Source organism: Streptomyces sp. MMG1533, from assembly GCF_001279775.1.
Lineage (GTDB): Bacteria > Actinomycetota > Actinomycetes > Streptomycetales > Streptomycetaceae > Streptomyces.
Genome location: NZ_LGDG01000126.1, coordinates 1 through 415, shown reverse-complemented (window position 1 = coordinate 415; position 415 = coordinate 1). Strand labels below are relative to the sequence as shown.

Below are 415 nucleotides of genomic sequence, written 5' to 3'. Positions count from 1 at the left end.
CGGCAACCCGGTCGGCGAGCCGCAGCGCTACTTCTACGACCTCACCGGCACCACCGCGCACCGCGATGCACAGATCCGGCACGCCCTGACCCGGCTGCTGCACCACACCCGCCGCTGCGGGGCCGCCGCGATCGCCATCGAGGACCTCGACTTCACCGGCGGCACCAGCCGCGAGAAGCACGGCCGCAACAAACGCTTCCGGCGCCTGCTCTCCCGCTTCCCCACCGCGAAGCTCAAAGCCCGGCTGGTGTCGATGGCCGCCGAACAGGACATCGCCGTGGTCGCGGTCGACCCCGCCTACACCTCCCGCTGGGGCGCCCAGCACTGGCAGAAGCCCCTGACCACCCCACGACGCAGGATGTCCCGGCACGATGCGGCGAGCATCGCGGTCGGGCGACGCGCCCTCGGACACCCG

At 72.5% G+C, this 415-nt stretch carries 1 pseudogene; it reads left to right on the top strand.

Features of this window, described 5'->3' with window-relative positions:
- Positions 1–415, top strand: a pseudogene (locus tag ADK57_RS15375) (IS200/IS605 family accessory protein TnpB-related protein); the annotation flags it as partial.